Annotated in this window: 16 protein-coding genes; 11 read left to right on the top strand and 5 right to left on the bottom strand. The window is 61.3% G+C overall.

Annotated features, from left to right (window positions below):
* Nucleotides 1–366 precede the first annotated feature (366 nt).
* The 4 genes from AC07V0_RS15275 to AC07V0_RS15260 all read left to right on the top strand — a co-directional run bounded on the left by AC07V0_RS15275 (nt 367) and on the right by AC07V0_RS15260 (nt 4,677).
* Nucleotides 367–2,280, top strand: coding sequence for a sigma-54-dependent Fis family transcriptional regulator (locus AC07V0_RS15275; protein WP_018925738.1), 1,914 nt, complete (start codon nt 367–369; stop codon nt 2,278–2,280).
* A gap of 141 nt (nt 2,281–2,421) precedes the next feature.
* Nucleotides 2,422–3,771: a UDP-N-acetylmuramate:L-alanyl-gamma-D-glutamyl-meso-diaminopimelate ligase gene (gene mpl / locus AC07V0_RS15270; protein ID WP_086945943.1), complete on the top strand. Its 1,350-nt coding sequence runs from the start codon at nt 2,422–2,424 to the stop codon at nt 3,769–3,771.
* Nucleotides 3,768–4,400 carry a flavin prenyltransferase UbiX gene (ubiX, locus tag AC07V0_RS15265; RefSeq protein ID WP_030129554.1) on the top strand — a complete coding sequence of 211 codons (633 nt, stop codon included), beginning with the start codon at nt 3,768–3,770 and terminating at the stop codon, nt 4,398–4,400. Before mpl ends, ubiX begins: the two co-directional genes overlap by 4 nt.
* Nucleotides 4,393–4,677, top strand: coding sequence for a YceK/YidQ family lipoprotein (locus tag AC07V0_RS15260; protein ID WP_018925741.1), 285 nt, complete (start codon nt 4,393–4,395; stop codon nt 4,675–4,677). Before ubiX ends, AC07V0_RS15260 begins: the two co-directional genes overlap by 8 nt.
* 37 nt (nt 4,678–4,714) lie before the next feature.
* Here the strand turns inward: AC07V0_RS15260 and AC07V0_RS15255 are convergent, their stop codons facing one another.
* The 3 genes from AC07V0_RS15255 to AC07V0_RS15245 form a co-directional block, all read right to left on the bottom strand.
* Nucleotides 4,715–5,356: an oxidoreductase gene (locus AC07V0_RS15255; RefSeq protein WP_018925742.1), complete on the bottom strand. Its 642-nt coding sequence runs from the start codon at nt 5,354–5,356 to the stop codon at nt 4,715–4,717.
* Between the two features lie 27 nt (nt 5,357–5,383).
* Nucleotides 5,384–7,099, bottom strand: coding sequence for a C13 family peptidase (locus tag AC07V0_RS15250; protein WP_018925743.1), 1,716 nt, complete (start codon nt 7,097–7,099; stop codon nt 5,384–5,386).
* Between the two features lie 115 nt (nt 7,100–7,214).
* Nucleotides 7,215–7,670 carry a MaoC family dehydratase gene (locus AC07V0_RS15245; protein ID WP_007937463.1) on the bottom strand — a complete coding sequence of 152 codons (456 nt, stop codon included), beginning with the start codon at nt 7,668–7,670 and terminating at the stop codon, nt 7,215–7,217.
* Nucleotides 7,671–7,858: 188 nt separating this feature from the next.
* On the opposite strand from AC07V0_RS15245, the gene AC07V0_RS15240 reads away from it, so the two are divergent.
* From AC07V0_RS15240 to AC07V0_RS15230, 3 genes are read left to right on the top strand one after another with little or no spacing between them, the layout of a single operon-like run.
* Entirely contained in the window at nt 7,859–8,221 is a 363-nt protein-coding gene (locus AC07V0_RS15240; protein WP_018925745.1) for a CidA/LrgA family protein, read from the top strand.
* Nucleotides 8,218–8,934, top strand: coding sequence for an LrgB family protein (locus tag AC07V0_RS15235; RefSeq protein WP_018925746.1), 717 nt, complete (start codon nt 8,218–8,220; stop codon nt 8,932–8,934). Before AC07V0_RS15240 ends, AC07V0_RS15235 begins: the two co-directional genes overlap by 4 nt.
* A gap of 10 nt (nt 8,935–8,944) precedes the next feature.
* Entirely contained in the window at nt 8,945–9,535 is a 591-nt protein-coding gene (locus AC07V0_RS15230) for an LON peptidase substrate-binding domain-containing protein (protein ID WP_086945942.1), read from the top strand.
* 46 nt (nt 9,536–9,581) lie between these two features.
* Here the strand turns inward: AC07V0_RS15230 and AC07V0_RS15225 are convergent, their stop codons facing one another.
* Nucleotides 9,582–10,898 (bottom strand): bifunctional DedA family/phosphatase PAP2 family protein, encoded by a 1,317-nt coding sequence (locus AC07V0_RS15225; protein WP_086945941.1) that lies wholly within the window; start codon nt 10,896–10,898, stop codon nt 9,582–9,584.
* Nucleotides 10,899–10,998: 100 nt separating this feature from the next.
* Nucleotides 10,999–11,697 carry a DNA-3-methyladenine glycosylase gene (locus AC07V0_RS15220; RefSeq protein ID WP_064620614.1) on the bottom strand — a complete coding sequence of 233 codons (699 nt, stop codon included), beginning with the start codon at nt 11,695–11,697 and terminating at the stop codon, nt 10,999–11,001.
* A 187-nt stretch (nt 11,698–11,884) separates the two neighbouring features.
* Between AC07V0_RS15220 and AC07V0_RS15215 the strand changes: the two genes are divergently transcribed.
* From AC07V0_RS15215 to rlmH, 4 genes are all read left to right on the top strand, one after another.
* A complete protein-coding gene (locus AC07V0_RS15215) occupies nt 11,885–13,156 on the top strand; it encodes a glutamate-5-semialdehyde dehydrogenase (RefSeq protein WP_086945940.1) in 1,272 nt (423 codons plus the stop codon).
* 1 nt (nt 13,157) lies between these two features.
* Entirely contained in the window at nt 13,158–13,847 is a 690-nt protein-coding gene (gene nadD, locus AC07V0_RS15210; RefSeq protein WP_018925751.1) for a nicotinate-nucleotide adenylyltransferase, read from the top strand.
* A 72-nt stretch (nt 13,848–13,919) separates the two neighbouring features.
* Nucleotides 13,920–14,414: a ribosome silencing factor gene (gene rsfS / locus AC07V0_RS15205; protein WP_019581345.1), complete on the top strand. Its 495-nt coding sequence runs from the start codon at nt 13,920–13,922 to the stop codon at nt 14,412–14,414.
* Nucleotides 14,415–14,423: 9 nt separating this feature from the next.
* Nucleotides 14,424–14,891, top strand: a complete 468-nt coding sequence (rlmH, locus tag AC07V0_RS15200) for a 23S rRNA (pseudouridine(1915)-N(3))-methyltransferase RlmH (RefSeq protein WP_007937439.1) — start codon at nt 14,424–14,426, stop codon at nt 14,889–14,891.
* Nucleotides 14,892–14,895: the final 4 nt, after the last annotated feature.

The raw sequence follows: 14,895 nt of genomic DNA, 5'->3' as shown, positions 1-14,895 counted from the left end.
CTCGCAAGTCAGTTAAATCAAGGGCTTGTGTATTTTTTGTCGGACGGCTGGGCGGTGCTTGTGACGCTTGCGGTACAACCCGTGTGACACTTTGTACCGCTTGTGGCACAGCCTGTGACCGATGGGTCTTGCCAGCATTGCAATGCGTCGATGGCTGGAGGATGCTGGGCCTCAAATGGCCCACAGGTAATCCTCTGTGGCGAGGGAGCTTGCTCCCGCTTGGCTGCGAAGCAGTCCAGAAATGTCTGCCGGTCATGATTTTTGGCGAGCGCTTCGCACTCGAGCGGGAGCAAGCTCCCTCGCCACAAGGTATGTGCCAGCCCCTTAAAGAGGGTTCAGCACAGCCCTCTGGGAGAATAATAAGAAATGCACGACAACCATTTGAGTCGCCATGCCCAGCAAGTGTTGACCGTGACCCAGGGTAAGTCCCACCTGCACGGTCCCGGCAGCGATCCGTCTATTGCCCGCTCCTGGCTGCGTTGCCTTGAGGACTATCACCTCGACCCGGCCCTGACCATGGCGCCGACGGTGCTGGAGCATGGCCGTCTCCTGGAAAGCCGCGAACGTTTGCAGCAAGTGCTGCAGATCGCCGGCAACGAAATGACCAGCCTCCACCAGCAACTCTCCGGCGCCGGCCACGCAGTGTTGCTGACCGACGCTCGCGGGGTGATCCTCAACTGCGTCACCGCGCCCGCCGAACGGAAGATTTTCGAACGCGCAGGCCTTTGGCTTGGCGCCGACTGGAGCGAAGCCTGCGAAGGTACCAACGGCATCGGCACCTGCCTGGTGGAGCGCCAGTCCCTGACCATTCACCAGGACGAACACTTTCGTGGCCGCCACACCGGCCTGACCTGCTCGGCAAGCCCGGTGTTCGACCCTCATGGTGAACTGTTGGCGGTGCTTGACGTGTCTTCGGCGCGTCATGAGGTTTCGCGGCAGAGCCAGTTTCACACCATGGCCCTGGTCAATCTGTCGGCGAAGATGATCGAGAGCTGTTATTTCCTGCGTTACTTCGACAATCAATGGCTGCTGCGTTTTCACTTGCAGGCCGAATCCGTCGGACTGTTCAGCGAAGGGCTGCTGGCGTTCGACGGGGAAGGGCGGATCTGTGCGGTCAACCAGAGCGCGCTGAATTTGCTGGGGCATATTCGTGGCGGGCTGTTGGGCCAGCCGGTGGAGGCGTTTTTCGACTGCTCGCTGAATGAGTTGCTCGGCCGCGCGAGCGCCAATGCCAGCGCCAGTTGGCCGTTGCGCACCCGCGACGGGCGGCGGCTGTTTGCTGTATTGCGTGGGCAGCCGCGCAGCATTCCTGCACCGGTGGTGCAAAGCCCGGCAGTGGCCGAGCGTCCACGGCTGTCGGGTATTTGCCTGGGCGATGCCGCGTTGCAGGAAGACTTCCGCAAGGCCTTGCGGGTGTTCGAACGGGACGTGCCGTTGCTGATCAACGGCGAAACCGGCTCAGGCAAGGAGGCTTTCGCCAAGGCCGTGCATCAGGCCAGTCAACGGGCGGAAAAATCGTTCGTCGCCCTCAATTGCGCGGCGATCCCCGAAAGCCTGATCGAAAGCGAGTTGTTCGGCTATCGCGGCGGCAGCTTCACCGGTGCCCGCAAGGAGGGCATGCGTGGCAAGTTGCAGCAGGCCGATGGCGGAACTTTATTCCTGGATGAAATCGGTGACATGCCGCTGAGCATGCAGACCCGGCTATTAAGGGTGCTGGAAGACCGTCAGGTGGTGCCGATTGGCGGCGAGCCGGAATCGGTCAATGTGCGGATCATCAGCGCCACTCACCGTAACCTGCTCGAAAGGGTGCAGGACGGCAGTTTCCGCGAGGATTTGTATTACCGGCTCAATGGGCTGGAAGTCGCATTGCCAGCGTTGCGCGAGCGCACGGATAAATCACAGTTGCTCGACTTTCTGTTGGCCGAAGAGGCGGGCGGGGAGACGGTATTGATTGATGCAGCGGCGCGGCAGGCCTTGCTGGATTTTGCCTGGCCGGGGAACGTGCGGCAGTTGCGCAATGTGCTGCGGACCCTGGCGGCGTTGTGTGACGGCGGTCGGATCGGGCTGGAAGATTTGCCGGCGATGATTCGTCAGGTCCGGCCGGTGACGGTGGCGACGATTGAAGCGCCGTCCGAGTATCCGTTGGACGATGCCGAGCGGTTGGCGTTGCTCAACGCACTGGAACAGCAGCGCTGGCACATGACCCACACCGCCGAACAGTTGGGTGTGAGCCGCAATACCCTCTACCGGAAGCTGCGCAAACACGGCATCGCACGATAGCCGTTTTTGTGGCGAGGGGGCTTGCTCCCTCAGCCACAAAAAAATGCGCTCGATCAGCCAAGCGGTTGTGTCACGTTCAGCTAAAGAGTGCGATTTTCCCCTCCCTACGCTAACCTGCGGCCATGTTTTACGAGGTCGACTATGCACATTCATATTCTTGGTATTTGCGGCACTTTCATGGGTTCGATGGCGGTTCTGGCCAAAGAGCTAGGCCATCATGTGACCGGCTCCGATGCCAACGTCTATCCGCCGATGAGCACTCAGCTGCAAGCCCAGGGCATTGAGTTGACGCAAGGTTACGACCCGGCGCAGCTCGATCCGGCCCCGGACCTGGTGGTGATCGGCAATGCCATGTCCCGCGGCAACCCGGCGGTCGAGTACGTGTTGAACAAAGGCCTGCCGTACGTCTCCGGCCCGCAATGGCTGGCCGATCACGTGCTGCAAGGCCGCTGGGTGCTGGCGGTTGCCGGCACGCATGGCAAAACCACTACCAGCAGCATGCTCGCCTGGGTCCTGGAACACGCCGGCATGAGCCCGGGTTTCCTGATCGGCGGAGTGCCGCAGAATTTCTCGGTGTCGGCGCGTCTGGGCGATACGCCGTTCTTCGTGATTGAAGCCGACGAATACGACAGCGCATTCTTCGACAAGCGCTCCAAGTTCGTTCACTACCGCCCGCGCACGGCGATCCTGAACAATCTGGAGTTCGATCACGCGGACATCTTCCCTGATCTGGCGGCCATCGAGCGACAGTTCCACCATTTGGTGCGGACCATTCCGAGCGAAGGCCTGGTGATCCATCCGACCACCGAGCCGGCCTTGCAGCGCGTGATCGAGATGGGCTGCTGGACTCCGGTGCAAACCACCGGCGCCGGCGGTCAATGGCAGGTCAAACTGCTCAGTGAAGATGGCTCGAAGTTCGAAGTGATGTTCGAAGGCGTCGCTCAAGGCGTGGTCGAGTGGGACATGACCGGTCAGCACAACGTCGCCAACGCCTTGGCCACCCTGGCCGCCGCGCGTCACGTCGGCGTCGTGCCGTCGATGGGCATCGCGGCACTGAGCGCGTTCAAAAGCGTGAAGCGCCGGATGGAAAAAGTCGCGGAAGTCCGTGGCATCACCATTTACGACGACTTCGCCCACCACCCGACCGCCATCGCCACCACCCTCGACGGTTTGCGCAAGCGCATCGGCGATGCGCCGCTGATCGCGATCATCGAGCCGCGCTCCAACTCCATGAAGCTCGGTGCTCACCGTGATGGTTTGCCGGAAAGCGTAGTCGATGCCGATCAGGTGATCTGGTATTCGCCGGCCAACCTCGGTTGGGACCTGGGCGCCACGGCGGCGTTGTGCACCGTGCCGTCGATTGTCAGCGATTCGCTGGAAGGCATCATCGAGCGCGTGAAGAGCCAGGCCCAACCCGGCACTCACGTGGTAATCATGAGCAACGGCGGCTTCGGTGGCCTGCACGGCAAACTGGCCGAGGCGCTGCAATGAACAATGGTCCGGAACGCATCACGCTGGCGATGACCGGCGCTTCGGGCGCCCAGTACGGCTTGCGCCTGCTCGACTGCCTGGTGCGTGAAGACCGCGAGGTGCACTTCCTGATTTCCAAGGCCGCGCAACTGGTGATGGCCACCGAGACCGATGTCTCGCTGCCCTCCAAGCCGCAGATGATGCAAGCCTTCCTCACTGAATACACCGGTGCCGCCGCCGGGCAGATTCGGGTGTACGGCAAGGAAGACTGGATGTCGCCGGTGGCATCGGGTTCCGGCTCGCCAGCGGCGATGGTGGTGGTACCGTGTTCCACCGGGACCTTGTCGGCGATCGCGACCGGGGCCTGCAACAACTTGATCGAGCGGGCGGCCGACGTGACGTTGAAGGAGCGCCGCCAGCTGATTCTGGTACCGCGCGAGGCGCCGTATTCGAGCATTCATCTGGAAAATATGCTCAAGCTGTCGAACATGGGCGTGACGATTTTGCCGGCATCGCCAGGCTTCTATCATCAGCCGCAAACCATTGATGACTTGATCGACTTCGTCGTGGCGCGAATTCTCAATCTGCTGAACATTCCGCAAGACATGCTGCCGCGTTGGGGCGAGCACCATTTGAGCAGTGATGAATAGGCTGCTGATCATTCTGCTGGCGGTGCAACTGGCGGGCTGCGCCACGGCGCGCACCCTCGATGCCGCCAAACCCGGGGCACCGGTGGTGTATTCGGGGACGCGTCTGGATTTGTATGCAATGAACGGCGGGTGCTGCGCCATGGACAGATTTGGCGCAGAAGCGCCGAGTTATCCCGGTGTTGATCTGCCGGCCAGTGCTTTGCTCGACACATTGCTGTTGCCGTTGTCGTTGTTGACGGTTTTAGGTGTTGGGTTTCAGGCGACCGGCGGATTATAGAAGAGCGCTTCGCGCTCTATTCGCGGGCGCTGCTGGATTACTTGCCTAACTTGCGCAATTCATCCGACTCGACAATCCGTACGCCATCCTGTTCTTCCAGCGCCAGGCGCCACATGGCGCGGGCCAGTTGGCAGGCTTCGATGCCGTGGTATTTGCCCGGAATCAATTTCGACAACGGACCGGCAACCCGTTCGGCCAGTCGCGGCTCGGCGCGATCGCCGAGCAACAGCGAAGGCCGGCAGATGGTCAGCTGCGGCCAATTCTGCGCGCGCAATGCGTGTTCCATCTCGCCTTTAACCCGGTTGTAGAAAATCGGCGATCTGCGGTCGGCCCCCAAGGCACTGATCACGATCAGGTGCCGTGCGCCCATTTCCCGGGCACGTTTGGCGAAGGCCACGACCATGTCCAGGTCCACCGCGCGAAACGCTTCCTCGGAGCCGGCTTGCTTGATCGTGGTGCCGAGGCAGCAGTAGGCGACGTCGACGCGACCGTTCAATTGCGGCAGAAACTCCGTCGGGTCGCCGACCGGGTTTTCCAGGTGAGGGTGTTCGGCCAGTGGCCGGCGTGAGGGGGCTAATACGCGTGCAATCGTTGGCTCGTTGAGCAGACGGTCAAGCAAATGTTCACCGGTTAACCCGGTAGCTCCGGCAAGCAATACATGCTGAGGCGTCAAGTACATAGTTATTCCCCCTTGATACTGTTCAGCTTAGTTGCTCTTTTCATCCTTGCTGATAGAGACACTTTGCAATGCCTTTCGTGCCTGCTGCTTGCGTAACAATTGCCAATGGGCGAGCACGGCTTTCGGCGCCCAGATCTGTGGTTCGGAAGCTTCGAAGCTGTCGGCCAGCTCACGCTCGGCCACGGTGGCGCTGGCCCGTTTGAAGGCTTGCTCCAGATCGTCGGTCTGGTTCAGCGCCTGGGCGAACAGTGCGTCGCCGAAATAGGTGAAGTTGGCTTCTTCCGAGCACCCGAAGGACACCCGGTCGGCGCGCGAGGCGGTCATGATCAGGGTGTGTTCATCCTTGAGGGCAGGGATGAAGCCGCCGGAATAACAGGACGAAATCACGATAATCTTGTCGCGCTTCTTCAGGGGCGCGAGGACGGCGGCGAGTTCGTCGGCCGGCAGGTCGGCCAGCTCCATGCGTGGCTGGTCGAGTACCAGCTCGTGTTCACTGGAGCCATGGCTGGTCAGGTAAATGAACAGCAAGTCCTCCGGACCACTGCGCTCGGCCAGGGTCTGGGCGGCGCGGCGCAGGTTTTCCCGGGTGGCCATCGGCCGGTCGCCGAGGTGGTCGCGATGGTTGACCAGGCGAATCTGGCCGAAAGCGCCGAAACGGCTGGCGAGCATGTTGGCGACGTAGTCGGATTCGCGCAGGAACACGCTCTGCTTGCCGTCACCGCCCAGGGTCAAGGTGTACAGTTCGACCGCCGGAGTCGAGGCCGGCACGTTGGCCAGTGCTTCGTCGAGCAAGCGGCCCTGGGCCAGCAAGCCGAGTTCCAGGGTGTCGGGCAGCAGCTTGCCGTCGGCGTCGCGCACGCGCTGGCTGTTGATCCAGGTGCCGCTCAGCACTGTGCCATCGGTCAGCACCAACGTGCCTTTGCCCTGATAGTTGTCGCCGTCGAACTGACCGATATAGAAACTGCCATCGGCCAGGTTCAAGCGGCCCTGACCGGTAAAACGCCAGTCGCTGAACTGACCGATGTAATGACTGCCATCGGCGCCGATCAACTCGCCCTTGCCGTTCAGCACGCCTTCCTTGAACTGACCGATCCAGACATCGCCATCGGCGTTTTCGTAGCGGCCCTTGCCATGCAATTGATTGTTCTTGAACCCACCGACGTAGATATCGCCATCGGCGCTGTTGAAAGTACCGTTGCCTTCCAGTTGGCCATCGACGAAGTGCCCGGTGAACTGATTGCCGCTGGCATCGCTGCGCTGGCCTTCGCCGTTGGGTTTGCCGTGGGCGAACTGACCCTGGTACTGGCTGCCGTCTTCGAGTTCCAGACGACCGAGCCCTGAATATTGGTCGGCCTTGAATTCGCCGCGATAGGTCATGGCGTTTTCTTTGAGGGTGCCTTCACCGTCCCGTCGACCGGCCTTGAAACCGCCGGTGTAGCTGCTGCCGGTGGTGGTCAGCGTGCCCTGGCCGTCGAACAGCCCCTGCTGGAACTGCCCGCGATAGACCTCGCCGTTGCTGCCGTGCCATTCGCCCTGGCCATGCCATTGGCCTTTGTCGAAGTGACCGGCATACCAGCTGCCGTTCGGGTAATCGATGCGACCCTCGCCTTGCAGCAGGCCGTTGACCAGATCACCACGATAGCGTCCGCCATCCGGCAGGCGGGCGTCGGGGGGCAACAGCGATTCGCCATCGCCGCAAGCGGTGAGCATCAGGGTCAGGGCAAGGAGTGCAAGTGAGCGCATAGCGGGATCCGGGCAATTAGGCGACGGAGTATGCCGCAGCTATGTGTCGCATTTATAGAGACACGGCACAGACACAGCGCGAAACAGCATGAGCTGCTTCGCAATCAGGCATGTGTCAGACGAAGCAGAGGGACAATGGCTCGGCGATATAGGCCGGTTTGTCCGATCCTTCGATTTCAAGCGTAGCGGTGGCCTTGAGCAGCCATTGGCCGGGTTTCTTCTCGGTGACGTCGTTCATGTCGACCTTGAGTCGAACCCTGGAATTAACCTTCACAGGCTGGATGAAACGCACGCTGTCCAGGCCATAGTTGACCACCATCTTCGCGCCTTCGGGCAGGATGAGGATGTCTTCCATCAGTTTGGGGATCAGCGACAACGACAGGAAACCATGGGCGATGGTGCTGCCAAAAGGCGTTTGCGCGGCTTTGACCGGGTCGACATGGATGAACTGATAATCGCCTGTGGCTTCTGCGAACAGGTTGATGCGTTCCTGGTCGATGGTGAGCCATTGGGAACGTCCGAGTTCCTTGCCGACATAATCTTTGAGCTCTGCAACTGGAACATAGGGCATTGAGACTCTCCTTGGGTTCATCGGATTTATAGTTTTTCGAGTGGGGGACTTGACCTCCCTGCGAACCACTTTAGATCAACATGACAAATTGCTCCGGTCAACTGACCATGCTTTTGGCGAATGCCGACTCATAGCGTGCTTATAATGTCGGGCCCCTTCTTGGTGGGGGAGAGCGCGGGAGAGGATGGATGTTGTTACGTGGCCTGACCTGGCTGGTGCTGTTTCAATTGCTCGGCACAGCCCTCAATCATCTGTTTTTGCCGGTGCTGCCGGGGCCGATCATTGGCCTGCTGTTGCTGCTGGGGTATCTGATCAGCCGCGGTCAAGTCGGCGAACCGCTGAACCTTGCGGCCAGCAGCCTGTTGCGTTATTTGCCGTTGCTGCTGGTGCCGCCGGCCGTGGGCGTGATGGTCTACGCCACTGACATTGCCGCGGATTTCTGGGCGATCACCGGTGCGCTGGTGTTGTCGTTGGTGCTGTCGATGGCCTTCGCCGGGGTGCTGATGCAGCGCCTGGTCAAGCGTCACTCCCATTCCGAGGACAGCCAATGATGTTCGATTGGCACGGCGCCTGGGCGTCGGTGATTCATCATCCGCTGTTCGGCATCGGCATTACGCTGGGCGCGTATCAATTGGTGCTGGCGGCGTTCGAGAAAACCCGCTGGATTTTTCTGCAACCGGTGCTGGTCTCCATGCTGCTGGTCATCGGCGTGCTGGTCAGTTGCGGCCTGAGTTACGTTGAGTACCGCAAGAGCACCGAGATCCTCAGTATCTTGCTCGGGCCGGCCACCGTTGCGCTGGCGGTGCCGCTGTACCTCAACCTGCGGCGGATTCGACAGTTGTTCTGGCCGATATTTACTACGCTGGTGATAGGTGGCGTGGTCGCCACGGGCATGGGAGTGCTGCTGGGTTGGTGGTTCGGCGCCGAACACATGATCCTGATGACCATGGCCCCCAAGTCGGTGACCTCGCCGATTGCCATGCTGGTGGCGGAGCAGATTGGTGGCGTCGCGGCGCTGGCGGCGGTGTTCGTGTTGATTACCGGGGTGATCGGAGCGATCTTCGGGCCGAGTCTTTTGACTCGTCTCGGTGTCCACAGCCCGGAGGCCCGCGGTATGGCTCTGGGCATGACCGCCCATGCGGTCGGCACGGCGGTGGCCATGCAGGAAAGTGAGGAGTGCGGCGCCTTCGCGGCGCTGGCGATGAGTCTGATGGGCGTGGCCACGGCGGTATTCCTGCCGTTGGCGGTGTCGATGGTGGTGTAAGGAAATGTCTATGAGTCTGCCGCTTTTTCCGCTGAACACGGTGCTGTTTCCGGACTGCATCCTCGACTTGCAGATTTTCGAAGCACGCTACCTGGACATGATCGGCCGTTGCATGAAACAGGGCAGCGGCTTCGGCGTAGTGTGTATTCTCGAGGGCGAAGAAGTCGGCATCGCTCCTGAAGGCTACGCGCGGGTGGGGTGCGAGGCGCGGATCACCGATTTCCATCAGCAGGACAACGGCCTGCTGGGCATTCGGGTAAAGGGCGGGCGGCGTTTTCACGTGGTGCGCACCGAGGTGCAGCGCGACCAGTTGATCGTCGCCGAAGTCGAGTGGCTCAAAGATGAACCTGAGCAACCGCTACAGGATGAAGATGCCGACCTGGTCGCGCTGCTCAAGGCCTTGGCGGAACACCCGATGGTCGAAGCACTGAGCATGGGCACCGAAGCGACGGGGCAACAGTCGCTGGCCAATCAGTTGGCGTATCTGTTGCCGTTTTCCGAGGTGGACAAGATCGACTTGCTGCAACTCGATGATCCGCAGCAACGGCTGGATGCGATTCAGGCGTTGCTGGATGAACTGCAGGGTGAGTTGTTTGCCTGATGTCCACTGAAAGATCGCAGCCGCTACAGGTGCGATCTTTCAATCCTCAATATGCATACCGCAACAAAGCTTGCGGCAAATGCCGCAACACAAAGAAGCCGAACAACGCCAGCAACGACGGCAACACCAGCCACCAGACCTTGGGTGGCATGGCGTTGAGCGGCACCTGGCGTTGCGTCAGCCACAGGCTCGCCGCACACACGCATGCCGCCAGCATCGCGCCGGCCAGTACATCGGTAGGCCAGTGCGCCCCCAGGTAAACCCGCGACAGGGCAATCGCCAGCGCCGGCAAACAACCCAGCAACAACCAGGTCAGGCGCATTCGCGGCGGTTGTCCGCGGCCAGCCAGCACCGCTAGCGTCAGAAACAGCGCGAACGAGCCCGAGGCGTGGCCGCTGGGCATGCTGTAGCTGGTCAGTGGATCGCTCAGCACTTCCGGGCGAATGCGGGCGAAAAAGTGCTTGGTTGCCGTGTTGCCCAGCGCGGTGAAAAGCAACGTGCTGCCGGCGAAGATCGCGTGCCGCCATTGTCGCGTCAGCAACAGCAGGGCCGTCAACAGGGCGCTGATCATAAACATGTTGCGGAACTCGCCAATCAGCGTGAACACCACGGCTACTTCATCGAGCATCGGGCTGCGGTGTTCCTGCACCAGGGTCATCAACCCTTGGTCGAGGGCGGTCAGGTGCGGATAGCCGATGAACAGTCCCGCCAGAATTAGAAAACTCATGCCGGTGATCAGCATCGTCGCCTTGCGATGGCGGCGCATGCTGCTGGTAATGCTCAAGCCCACCATGACGGCGATGCTGCCGGCAACGATCCCGGCCTCGGGCCAGAACCCTTCGGGCAATGGCAAGCGAATCGCCGCGCCGGTGGCCCAGCCGGGCAGCAGATAGGCAACGCTCCAGCCCGCGGCGGCCAACAGGCTGACGGCGGCGAAGCGGGGGAAGGGCATATCGAACATACCTGCGACCATCGGCAGCATTGGTCGCAACGGGCCGATAAAGCGTCCGACTAACAGGCTGGCGATGCCATAACGCTGAAAATACGCTTCGGCCCCGGCGATCCATTCCGGATGATGGCGCAACCCCGGCAGGCGCCGGATGTTCTGGTGGAAATGTCGTCCCAGGAAATACGAAACGATGTCGCCCAGCACGCCGCCGAGGAAACCCAGCAGCAATGTTTCACCCAGCGACAGTGCGCCACTGCCGGCCAGTACTGCCGCGGCAAACAACAACACCGTACCGGGTACGATCAGCCCGGCAATCGCCAGGCACTCCACACACGCCACTACGAACACTGCCATGGCCAGCCACTGCGGATTGACCGTCAGCCAACCGATCACGCTATCGAGCCATGGGCCCATAAAAACAACTCCATCGAATGTTCACTTGGCCCCAAAGGGATGAATCTCCCAAATGCTGAACGACCGCTCCCACTGGGATTCCCGTTTGCCCGGGCACGTTTCAAGTCAGCAAAAAATAATCACGCCCTTCGACCTGACCCCGACGCATCGGATTGCGAGTGCAGTACGGCGCGTAAGCCGCATCGACGAAACGGTACATTAAATGTTCGTCGCGCCCCTGGGGGATGCCCAGGCGTGTGGTCTGGATGATATGGCCGGGCGCAGGCCCGATGTCTTCCACCAGCAGCACTTCATGGTCAAAACGCTTGGCGTCCCAGACCGGCACCTTCAGCCCCAGCGCCTTGCACAGCAACGTCTGCCCGGCGCACAGCTTTTGTGAGGGGCGAGGGCGGCCCTGGGCGTCGGGATTGTTCAGCAGCATCTGCGCCAGGCTGGCTGGCCCGCTCAGTTCATCGACCCATGGATAGGCGGATTTGATCAGCACCGCATTGCCCGGACCTTGGGCACTGAAGTTCAGGGAATCGCCGCCGCGGGCGTAATACATATAGATGTGGCCGCCATCCAGAAACAAAGCCTTACGCTTTTCTGTGTAGCCCAGGGAGGCGTGGCTACCCTTTTCTTCGCAGTAATAGGCTTCGGTCTCGATAATCCGGGCGCTGAGCCACAGGTCGTCGACCCGGTGGCGGATGATTTTGCCCAGCAGATCCCGGGCCAGCGTTTGGGCGTCGCGGTCGAAAAATGCATCCGGCAGAGCCTTGGGCGGGCGCGTTTCGGACGCACGAACAGTCAGGTTAGTCATGATGAACAGCGTTTATCAGGGCTGATTGAGTCGTGATGATAACAATATGCAACTTAATCACGGCTGAACGTCGGCAAATTGCCCTCCATTTCGACCATCCGCCCGTCACCGCTGTTAGTCGGGGGGCGCGACAGCTATAATCTGCCGCTTTATTCTTTACCAAGCCTAGCAAAGACCATTACAGACCATGACTGAGTCCGTTCTTGACTACATGACCCGTTTGGGTCGCGCCGCCCGCGAAGCTTCCCGCGTGATCGGCCGTGCCAGCACCGCGCAGAAAAACCGCGCCTTGCAGGCGGCCGCCAATGCGCTGGATGCTGCGCGCGCCGAGCTGACCGCAGCCAATGAACTGGATTTGGCCGCTGGCCGCACCAATGGTCTTGAGCCGGCCCTGCTGGAACGCCTGGCGCTGACCCCGGCGCGCATCGACGGCATGATCGTCGGTTTGCGTCAGGTCGCGGCCTTGCCGGACCCGGTCGGCGCGATCCGCGACATGAGTTACCGGCCGTCGGGCATTCAGGTCGGCAAGATGCGCGTGCCGTTGGGCGTGATCGGGATCATCTACGAATCCCGGCCTAACGTGACCATCGATGCTGCCAGCCTGTGCCTGAAGTCCGGCAACGCGACCATCCTGCGTGGCGGCTCCGAAGCGATTCACTCCAACCGCGCCATTGCCGCCTGCATCCAGCGCGGCCTGGCCGAGGCCGATCTGCCGGCCGCGGTGGTGCAAGTGGTCGAAACCACCGACCGTGCCGCCGTCGGCGCGCTGATCACCATGCCCGAATACGTCGACGTCATCGTGCCCCGCGGCGGCCGTGGCCTGATCGAACGGGTCAGCCGCGATGCCCGCGTGCCCGTCATCAAGCACCTGGACGGCATCTGTCACGTCTACGTCAGTGCCCACGCCGATCTGCCGAAAGCCCAGCGCATCGCATTCAACGCCAAGACTTACCGTTACGGCATCTGCGGCGCGATGGAAACCCTGTTGGTCGATCAGGCCGTCGCCAAAGAGTTTCTGCCGGCGATGACTGCCCAGTTCCGCGAAAAAGGCGTCGAGCTGCGCGGTTGTGAGCGCACCCGGGCGATCATCGAGGCCGTCGCGGCCACTGAAGAAGACTGGACTACCGAATACCTGGCGCCGATCCTCTCGATCCGCGTGGTCGACGGGCTGGACCAGGCCATCGAGCACATCAACCAGTACGGCTCCCATCACACCGACTCGATCGTCAGCGAAAACCTGGCTGACACCCGGCGTTTCGTGGCTGAAGTCGATTCGTCCTCGGTGATGATCAACACCCCGACCTGCTTCGCCGATGGCTTCGAATACGGATTGGGTGCCGAGATTGGCATTTCTACTGATAAGCTGCACGCCCGCGGCCCGGTGGGCCTCGAAGGTCTGACCTGCGAGAAGTACATCGTGGTCGGTGACGGTCAGCTGCGCGGCCAGGAGTCGCTCTGACTTGGGCGACCTCGACCCGTCAGCCCCAGTGACCGCCAGCGAGCCCCGGCCTCGACGCATTGGCGTACTGGGCGGGACCTTCGACCCGGTGCACATCGGCCATTTGCGCGGTGCGCTGGAAGTCGCCGAATCGCTGGCTCTCGATGAGTTGCGTCTGACACCCAGTGCCAGGCCGCCCCATCGGGACAAGCCGCAGGTATCGGCGAAGGACCGTCTGGCGATGGTCAAGTGCGCGGTGGCCGGTGTGGCACCGTTGGTGGTGGATGCCCGCGAATTGCAGCGGGACAAGCCGTCCTACACCATCGACACCCTGGAACTGATGCGCGCCGAACTTGCCGCTTCAGACCAGGTTTTTCTACTTTTGGGCTGGGACGCATTTTGCGGCCTGCCCACTTGGCACCGCTGGGAAGAGTTGCTCCAGCATTGCCACATCCTGGTGCTGCAACGCCCGGATGCCGACAGCGAACCGCCGGATGCCTTGCGCAACCTGCTGGCAGCACGTTCGGTGAGCGACCCGCTGGCCCTCAAAGGGCCGAGCGGACAGATTGCATTCGTCTGGCAGACACCGCTCGCGGTATCCGCCACCCAGATCCGTCAACTGCTGGCCAGCGGTAAGTCGGTACGTTTCCTGGTGCCCGACGCGGTCCTGGCCTACATCGATGCGCACGGACTTTACCGTGCGTCGAACTGAAAAAGGGCGCGCTTCAAGGCACGTGAATGCGTGTATCGAAGCGCCCGAACATACGAGCAAAACGAGTTTTATATGACTGACAAAGACGTAAACAAAGTAAAGCGCAAGGGCACATTCAAGAGCGCACCGCTGCCAGTAGAAGCACCAACTGGCGCGCCACTGGCCGGCGAAGAGCTGGTCAAGGTTGCCGTAGCGGCCCTGGAAGACGTCAAGGCCCAGGACATCCAGGTGATCGACGTTCGTGAAAAGCAGAGCATCACTGACTACATGATCATCGCCACCGGTACGTCCAACCGCCAGATCGGCGCGATGCTGGACAAGGTCCGCGAAGCCGTCAAAGCCCAAGGCGTCAAGCCGCTGGGTGAAGAAGGCAAGGGCGACAGCGACTGGGTGCTGCTGGATATGGACGACGTCATCGTGCACATGATGACCGCCTCGGCGCGCCAGTTCTATGACCTGGAACGCCTGTGGGCCGGTGCCGAGCAAAGCCGTTCTGCCAGCGCTGCACACCACAGCCCTGAGAACACCCATGAGCATTTCACCAAGCTCAACAAAGACCAGCAATAAGGGAACGCTGTGCGACTGCGACTGATCGCCGTCGGTTCACGCATGCCCAAGTGGGTGGAAGAAGGCTGGCATGAATATGCCAAGCGTCTTCCTTCCGAGCTGGCGCTGGAACTGGTGGAAATTCCGCTCAACACCCGCGGCAAGAACGCCGACGTGGCGCGCTTTATCCGTCAGGAAGGCGAAGCCATGCTGGCCAAGGTCGGGCCGAACGAGCGCGTTGTCACCCTCGAAGTCCACGGCAAGCCCTGGAGCACCGAGCAACTGGCGGTCGAACTCGATCGCTGGCGGCTGGACTCGCGCACGGTGAATTTCATGGTCGGCGGCCCCGAGGGGCTGGCGCCGGAAGTCTGTGCCCGGGCGGATCAACGCTGGTCGTTGTCGCCGTTGACGTTGCCGCACCCGTTGGTGCGGATTCTGATCGGTGAACAGCTGTATCGTGCCTGGACAGTGCTGTCCGGCCACCCTTACCACAAGTAGTTCT

This window comes from Pseudomonas sp. GW821-FHT01E10 (assembly GCF_059422365.1).
Note: the sequence above shows the minus strand (reverse complement) of the source record. Positions and strands in the feature narration are given on the sequence as shown.

Coding starts and splice junctions, on each gene's coding strand:
- AC07V0_RS15235 (WP_018925746.1), top strand. CDS start 8,218: ATGATGTTCGATTGGCACGGCGCCTGGGCGTCGGTGATTCATCATCCG.
- AC07V0_RS15215 (WP_086945940.1), top strand. CDS start 11,885: ATGACTGAGTCCGTTCTTGACTACATGACCCGTTTGGGTCGCGCCGCC.
- AC07V0_RS15240 (WP_018925745.1), top strand. CDS start 7,859: ATGTTGTTACGTGGCCTGACCTGGCTGGTGCTGTTTCAATTGCTCGGC.
- AC07V0_RS15260 (WP_018925741.1), top strand. CDS start 4,393: ATGAATAGGCTGCTGATCATTCTGCTGGCGGTGCAACTGGCGGGCTGC.
- AC07V0_RS15225 (WP_086945941.1), bottom strand. CDS start 10,898: ATGGGCCCATGGCTCGATAGCGTGATCGGTTGGCTGACGGTCAATCCG.
- AC07V0_RS15275 (WP_018925738.1), top strand. CDS start 367: ATGCACGACAACCATTTGAGTCGCCATGCCCAGCAAGTGTTGACCGTG.
- ubiX (WP_030129554.1), top strand. CDS start 3,768: ATGAACAATGGTCCGGAACGCATCACGCTGGCGATGACCGGCGCTTCG.
- mpl (WP_086945943.1), top strand. CDS start 2,422: ATGCACATTCATATTCTTGGTATTTGCGGCACTTTCATGGGTTCGATG.
- AC07V0_RS15245 (WP_007937463.1), bottom strand. CDS start 7,670: ATGCCCTATGTTCCAGTTGCAGAGCTCAAAGATTATGTCGGCAAGGAA.
- AC07V0_RS15220 (WP_064620614.1), bottom strand. CDS start 11,697: ATGACTAACCTGACTGTTCGTGCGTCCGAAACGCGCCCGCCCAAGGCT.
- rsfS (WP_019581345.1), top strand. CDS start 13,920: ATGACTGACAAAGACGTAAACAAAGTAAAGCGCAAGGGCACATTCAAG.
- AC07V0_RS15255 (WP_018925742.1), bottom strand. CDS start 5,356: ATGTACTTGACGCCTCAGCATGTATTGCTTGCCGGAGCTACCGGGTTA.
- AC07V0_RS15250 (WP_018925743.1), bottom strand. CDS start 7,099: ATGCGCTCACTTGCACTCCTTGCCCTGACCCTGATGCTCACCGCTTGC.
- AC07V0_RS15230 (WP_086945942.1), top strand. CDS start 8,945: ATGAGTCTGCCGCTTTTTCCGCTGAACACGGTGCTGTTTCCGGACTGC.